Source organism: Limnohabitans sp., from assembly GCF_044361645.1.
Taxonomy (GTDB): Bacteria; Pseudomonadota; Gammaproteobacteria; order Burkholderiales; family Burkholderiaceae_C; genus Limnohabitans_A.
On record NZ_JBIKIL010000175.1, the window covers coordinates 1 to 5,829 of the forward strand.

Below are 5,829 nucleotides of genomic sequence, written 5' to 3' on the forward strand. Positions count from 1 at the left end.
CGTCAACAATTCGCCGAAGTAGATCGGTACATCGGGGAACTGTTCCTTAAGAGTCTTGGTTGCTGTTTGGTGTGCCATCGACACTGCAATGGCCACGCGACCCGTGGAAAAATCGATGTCCCAACTACTCAGGAAGTTGCACAACTGCACGCCAGTATAAGTGCCGTCATCGACTACTATGAAGCGCTCGTCTGGCTTAAGTACACTGATTTCTGATGGGAAACACTTATCGATTCGGTGGCGCTGATTGATAAGCCGAGCTACTAGCTCCCCGCTCTTTCCAGGCGAGACATAGCCACGCGAAGGCAAGGATGGCGGTCCGCAGAAGATGTTGAGACCCGTGCCACCCTTTAGCGCATCACCCCAGGCGACGTTTCCTTTATTGCCCTGCCGCTCGACGAAATGAGTTGTTGTCTGTTTCAAAGCCTGCCGGATGGACGACATCAACTGATCGGTTGTTCTAAAGATCATGTTGCGGAGAATGAGTCGTGCAAGCGTCTTTTCAGCAGGCGATTGGAACTGCTTGACCCACTGCTTGACCCTTTCGACAGTTAGAGACTGTCGGACGCCAGTACTGCACAGCAACTGGACCACACGCATGCAGGCAAGCTCGTCAAATTCACCGAATTCAAAATCATGGTTCATCGTTAAAAAATTCGAACTTAATGTGAAGAATGTTATTCATGGGTGCTAGGTAGGCGATTGCGATCATGCAAATCTCGCAAGTGGCTGTCTTAATCCCACATTGGGCGCGAGACCGATCGACCTGCACAGGAGCTTTGTAATGATTATTTACAGTTGTAGGTGACGTGTAATAAAAGTTAACTACTCTGGATGCTACTGCTTTGTTGCAGGTGTTGACTGCCCATCTGGCGTCTGACTTGTTTTTGTAAAGCTTCATCTCTTCTTCCAATCGAGTAGATGAACCGAATTATTGTTAGGGTTGTCTCGGACATGTTGATCAACTTTCTGAGGATTTAGCTTCGTGTCTTTTTTGACGGCGGGCGCAGGCAGCAAGCTGGTGATGCGTTGGTACAGCTCGAACAGGAATGCCACGCGTTCGGCGTCGGAGGCGTATGACTTTTTGCCGCCCCTGGGTTGGTAGGCGGCGTCTACGGCGGTGTCTAGTTTTTGGTGGGCCTTGAGCAGGGCCGGGGGTATGGTCAGTGGGTCGTACAGGTCGGCCAGTGATGCGTCTGCAAATTGGGCGCGGGCGTCGAGCACGCTTTGTGCGGTTTGTTCGATGGCGTTGCGGTGTTTGTCGCTGAGTGCCCCGCCTGCAAAGCCCGGCCAAGTGAAGTTGCCGTAGAACTTGCTAGCCACGCGCTTGTTGGTGATGCCAAAGATTTCGAAGAAATCGATCCAAAAGGGCGTGGCCTGGCTTTTTTCGCTGCTGGCGTCGCCCCAGGTTTTGCTGAAAAGCAATGCCCTGGATTTGATTTCGTTCCAATTAAGACCCATTTGGTGCTCATAGAGTGAGCTTGGATATTAGCTGAAAGTATTTGTTTTGCTGCGGAGGTTGGCACCAGAGTCGACAAGTGTTTGTGTTTTTGTCGCTCTGGCCTTGTGGTTTTCTCATCGATGACCCACGGGGCGTGGGTTGTAAGCCGGTGGTTTCACAACTTGCTTAAGTTTTCTCCGCGCAGGCCTGTCAGCAAAGCGCGGCCTGAGGTGTCTACCCGAAACTCACCAAAGCGCGCCGCTTCCCAGCGCTTGGCTTCGCCTTCTTTGAAATAAAAGGCGTCGGTCACCAGCACCCAGTTGCCAGCTTTGTGCGTGAGGGGCAGGCGCATTTCGCCTGCAGCCAATGGCAGCTGTGTGCCGCGCTCAAAGCGTGGTGTTTGCGCGATGCCTTGGGTGTCGAGCTTGAACACCATGTAAGCCCGAGCCGGGTTGTCGCGGTCGCGGTTGATTTCTGCTCTGGCGTCCTGTCCTACAAATTCAAGGCGCATGAAGTCGCCTTGCATCAGCGAGCGCGGGTCAAGTGGTGCGAGCGGCACAAACACCACCTGTCCGTGGAGGATGAGTTGTTCTTTTTGCCAGATGCCCACGTTGACCACCAGCATGACCAACGCCGCTGTGACGGCCGCAGCCCAGGGCCAGCGGCCATTGTTGATGGCTTGGCTTGGCACTGCAGCCGACGATGTGTCTGGGTGCTGGGTGAGGGCGGTGCTGCGCTCGCCCCACCATGCCAAACACAGCAGCAACAATGCCAGCGCCAAAAGCAGCAGGGCTTTGTCGGTCAGCGGCATGGCCAGCGAGTAATAAAAAGCACCAACCGCCCAAGCCGCTGCCACCGCTGCTGCCCCGGCCAGCACCGTGCGGTGGCTGCCCAGCAGCACGGCCAAGGCCAGCAACACGCCACCCAGCACGGGCACCCACCAGGCCAGTGCGGCGACGCACAGCATCACGCCGGCCAGCCAAGGGCGGCGTAAACCGGCCCATTGCCAGGCCAGTGCTGCGCCCGCTGCCAGCGCCAAAGTGGCAGATGCCCAGTGCAGCCAGGCCGGTGTGCCAGCGCCAGTCAGCCCCCACGTTACGCCCGCGCCCACCACGCCCCCCACCAAAAATGTCATGCCGCTGAGCACTGCCAGGCCCACCAGCGTTATGGCGATCCAGCCCTGAGCCAGGTCGTTCAGGCATTGCAGCCGCGACGCGCTCCAACGCGCTGTGCGCCAGCCATCGGCCAAGTACAGCGCGGCGCCCGACAACATCACCCAGGCGTGCAGCACCAGCCAAAGGGTTTGTGTGCGGTAGGGGCCCAACACATTCCACCAATCGCCCGTGCTCGCCAAGGCCAGCCCCAGTGTGCAGGCGGCCCCTGCGCCAAATACCGTGCGCAGCCAGCTTTGTGATACCCACCACGGCAACACGGCGAACAACACACCGACGGTCCACATGCCAGAGGTCCAACCCCTCTCATCCCCCACACTGAAGCCGCACAACAATACCCCTGCGGTCAGCGTTGCGACCAGCAGTTGTTCGGCAAAAAGGCCAAGCGCCATGCTGAGCACCACCAAGGACATGCAAATGGCGAAAAGCCCCCAGCCTAGGCCGCCGTAATCGTGAAAAGTTCCACCAATCAACAAGCCGATCAGGCCCAGCATGGGCACAGCCACCAACCAACCGCCTAGGCCCAGCATCAGCCGCAAAGGCCAGGGCGCGCTGGGCTCGGGGGTGTTGGGTGTGTGCTCGTTGATCAGCCCCAGGTTGAGGGCTGCTTGAGTGGTGGCTTGCCAGGCAGCGGGGTTCATACGGTCTCCTTAACGTTCAGTGGTTGCGCCGCCACCGACATGATCCAGCGCGCGGTGCCGGTCAGTGCCGCAGCCATGATGAGCGTGGTTAACAAGGTGATGGGAATCAAGAAGTCTCCGCGCAAATCTTTGAAATTGACAATGATCACCTGCAGCATGGCCGACAACAACAACACATTGGCACCCAGCATGACGGCGCTCAGGCCAAACACATCGGCGCTGCCCGGGCGCGACTGCCACCAGGCCAGCACCGCCGTGATGGCCGCTGGCACCACGTAGAGCGCATAGCTGTCTTCTTGCGATAACGCAAACGACGCGCTGGGCACCAGCATCAGCAGCCACAACACCAGCGCCGTGCGTCGGCCCCACAGGCCCACACCGGTCAAGCGAGACAGCGCAGTGCCCATGCCCAGCACCAGCAAGCCGACCAGCGCATGCTGCGTCATGTGCGTCCATTGCTGCCCAGGCCGTGGCCACCAGCTAAAGCCCGCTTGGGTGTGCGTCCACAGCGACACCCCCACCATGGCCACCAGCACCCAGGGTGCCCACACGACATCGCTGCGCACGGCCAGTGCCAAAGGCAGTGTCAGCGCCGCCCACAGCGCAAAAAGTTGCCATGGGTCGGCACCGGTTTGGTAGGTCATGCCAAAAAACGCAAACAACCCACCGGTGGACACCAAGGCCAGCAAACCCAATGGCGCACGCCAGCGCGGTAGCCGCCACGCCCCTATCGCCATGACCACCACCATGGCTTGCAGCAGGGCAAAGCGCGCTCCACGCGGCATGTCATTCCAGTTGGCCGCCAGCCACATCAACAAACCCAGCCCGCACAGGGCAGCGGCCAACACCATCACAGCGCGGGGCAGGGCGACGCTGCTGGCCAGCGGCGAGGCCGATGCACCCAGGCCCAAGCCAAGGCTTTGGCGCAAACGGTGAAGATCAGCGCCGCCCAGGTCGTGTTGGGCTGACAGGGCCAGAGCAGCCTGACGAAGAGAAGCGGTAGAGCTAGGCGCAGAGGTTTGCTGAGTTTTTTGCATTGTTTGCATTTCGGTTGATCAATCAGGTTTGTGCCAAGTCCACACCACGGCTGCGTTGTTTGCTGTCTCGCCGCGCAGCACCGGGTCGTTCCAGCATATTTCTTGCAACACGTTTTTTTGCTCTTGTTTGGCGATTGCCATGAGGTGAGTGAACTGAGCGTCTTGCTTGCCAGCGGTCCAGCGCATGTCGGCTTTGTGGGCAAACAGGTGAATGGCCTCTTTGGCGCTGACCAGAAAGCTCTTGCCGCTGCTCACGCTGGTGTGCCCGCCGCTGCTGATGGCGTGTCGGTGGCGTGCGCGATGGCGTGGACCAGACCGGCGCGGGCCAGGTGGTCCTGCGCGGGCCAGGTGGTCCTGCGCGGGTGCATGCGCCTGCGCGGGACCGAGGTAGCGCCACCGCACCCCTTCGTGGTCGCGGGCGGTGTCCAGGAAGAAGCTCACCAGTGAGAGCAGACCGCAGGTGGCCAGGGACAGCGGCTCGCCGGCGCGGTAGTGCAGGGGCGGCGCAGTGGCCAGCACCTCGCGGCGACGAACATCGCTGTAGGTTTCGGGCAGATTGCGCAGCCGCTCGGGCCAGCTCGATCGGTCTTGCTCTTGCAGCACCGGCTGGTAGTAGCCCTCGCGCGGCGCCAGGGCAATGGTGGAGCCCTCGCGGGGGTTCCACTGCAGGCCCTTGAGCAGCGGGGTTTGCGCGTTGGCAGCGGCGGGCACGGCATAGCCCACGGGCACGCGGGCGCGCCCTGGGGCCACAGAGGTCTTGGCCGGGCCGGGTGTGGCCCGCAGGCCTTGCGCGGCTTGGATCAGGCTGTCGGGCTGGCTGTCCCATTGGGGCAGTTTGGCCGGAGGCAGGGGGATGACCCGGTCCAGGTTGGGAAAGCGCAGGTCGGGGTTGTGCCAGAGGGCTTTCGCTAACTCGTGATAACGATCGGCACGGACCAAATCAATGCCTTGCAGTGCAATGGGATCACCAGACCTGAGGCTTGACGATAAATAGCCGGCCGCAGCCTCGCTGCCGAATTTCACGCCGTCGTGCAGGACTTGCAGGGCGTAGCGGTATTGGGCTTCGGGGGTGGGGAAGCGGGGTTGAAGGCGCTTGACCTGTGCGCCACGATCAAGCGAGCCGCCAAGTAAGTAGCTCGCCTCGCCATACCCTTGTGCGTGAGCGCATTCAAGCAACTTGAGCTTTAGCGGCTGATTGGCCCATTCAGCAACGTTGGGCTTTTCTTGGTCACGATCAACAAACCCAAGCGCCTTGGCAATCTCGGTCTGCGCCAGCGGGCTGCCCATGTTGGCTGCCAGCTCCCAGAAGGCCCAGGCCCGGTCTTCGCTGGGCCTGACCCCATCGCCGCTTTGGTGGAACTGGCCCATCCAGTAAAACGCATCGCCCAGGCCCAGCTGCATCAGCCGCTCGGTGGCCATGACCACCTCTTCTGGCGCCGACGCAGGCACGGCAAACTGGCCCTTCTCGCTGTTGACACCCTGGCCGGTGCGCGCCGTTTGCAGCCACATGAGCGCGGCCTTCCAGTGGCCTTGCTGCG

General features: G+C 60.5%; 5 protein-coding genes. All 5 read right to left on the reverse strand.

All coding sequences use genetic code 11. The features are described 5' to 3' along the window. The coding region (locus ACIQ39_RS18280) for a hypothetical protein (RefSeq protein ID WP_396436014.1) at positions 1-645 on the reverse strand (645 nt) is incomplete at its 3' end. Between the two features lie 252 nt (positions 646-897). Next, entirely contained in the window at positions 898-1,461 is a 564-nt protein-coding gene (locus ACIQ39_RS18285; RefSeq protein WP_396436015.1) for a type IIL restriction-modification enzyme MmeI, read from the reverse strand. Positions 1,462-1,616: 155 nt separating this feature from the next. Beyond that, complete coding sequence (locus ACIQ39_RS18290) at positions 1,617-3,254, reverse strand: GDYXXLXY domain-containing protein (protein ID WP_396436016.1); 1,638 nt, start codon at positions 3,252-3,254, stop codon at positions 1,617-1,619. Then, the gene (locus tag ACIQ39_RS18295) at positions 3,251-4,291 is read right to left on the reverse strand and encodes a DUF2157 domain-containing protein (RefSeq protein WP_396436017.1); all 1,041 of its coding nucleotides are present in this window, start codon (positions 4,289-4,291) and stop codon (positions 3,251-3,253) included. The genes ACIQ39_RS18290 and ACIQ39_RS18295 overlap by 4 nt, the downstream gene beginning before the upstream one ends. Before the next feature lie 18 nt (positions 4,292-4,309). Further along, the coding region (locus ACIQ39_RS18300; RefSeq protein ID WP_396436018.1) for a DUF2345 domain-containing protein at positions 4,310-5,829 on the reverse strand (1,520 nt) is incomplete at its 5' end.